Origin of the sequence: Magnetospirillum moscoviense (assembly GCF_001650635.1) — a bacterium.
GTDB classification, from domain to species: domain Bacteria; phylum Pseudomonadota; class Alphaproteobacteria; order Rhodospirillales; family Magnetospirillaceae; genus Magnetospirillum; species Magnetospirillum moscoviense.
On record NZ_LWQU01000087.1, the window covers coordinates 1 to 1,014 of the forward strand.

The following is a 1,014-nucleotide window of genomic DNA, read 5'->3' on the forward strand; positions in this document are numbered from 1 at the left end:
GCCGCCCACATCGCCCCCTATTGGCCATTATGGTGACTACGATTGCCGCTGATCGGCACCTCTGGGCCACCGCCATCTCGGACTCGATGATTGCGGCCCAGGCGACGGCCTCCGCCCTGCGGCCGAAGGTTTTGATCTGGGGAGGGTAGCCCCTCTTTCGAACCTGGCACTGGTAGCCGATCAGCTGACCATCCCGGTTTCGGCGCTCCAAAATCGAAGCCATCGCATCCTCTGCGCTGCATTCTCACTGAGCCAGTGCAGCGCATTTGCAGCGAAAATTCAATCGAAGACAATGACCAAACCCATCGGTCCGGCTTAATGCCTTGATGTTATTGGATAAAATTTGGCGCAACCGGTAGGATTCGAACCTACGACCTCTGCCTTCGGAGGGCAGCGCTCTATCCAGCTGAGCTACGGCTGCGCATACGGCCACGGATGACCGGAGAGGGGCGGACAATACTGGATTTCTGCGGAGTTGGGCAACCCCCTTTGTGGAGAGGATGACCATGCCCCAATGAGAACAGAAAGGGGCCGCGTGTTGCCTGTTGCCAGATATTGCCAACGAGGTTGGTTTGGCGAGAATGGTGGGGTCACCACTTGGGGCCTCGCCGGGCATGTTCAAGCACGATGAAATCGAGATTTATCGTATGGAGGACGTCCCGTTAGAGCGAGACCTCTTCCTGATGGATGAGAAATGGATGGCCGCCTATGAGCTAGCCCTTCTCAAGGGATTGGCTGGGGGTGACTGGGACAATCCGGGCTTCATTTCTTACGCGACGGCCCGGCAGGTTACCTCTGAGGGCTTGGAGCTTTCCTGGTACCCCAACATCCGTGACCGGTTCCATGAAATGCGAGTGCATCTCCCGCGTTCGTGTTTCGTCACTTGCGTTGGCCGGAACCTGTCAATGAATCCGCGACACTGCGTCTGACAATTTAGCCCGGATTTCCCAGATGGTGCTGCGATTTCGTGACAGCGACTGCCAAATCTGATATAGAAATCAAGGCGGTACGGAC

General features: G+C 56.8%; 1 tRNA gene. It reads right to left on the minus strand.

From position 1 onward, the window contains the following. Positions 1-344: 344 nt before the first annotated feature. Positions 345-421: transfer RNA gene (locus A6A05_RS04250), tRNA-Arg, on the minus strand. Positions 422-1,014: the final 593 nt, after the last annotated feature.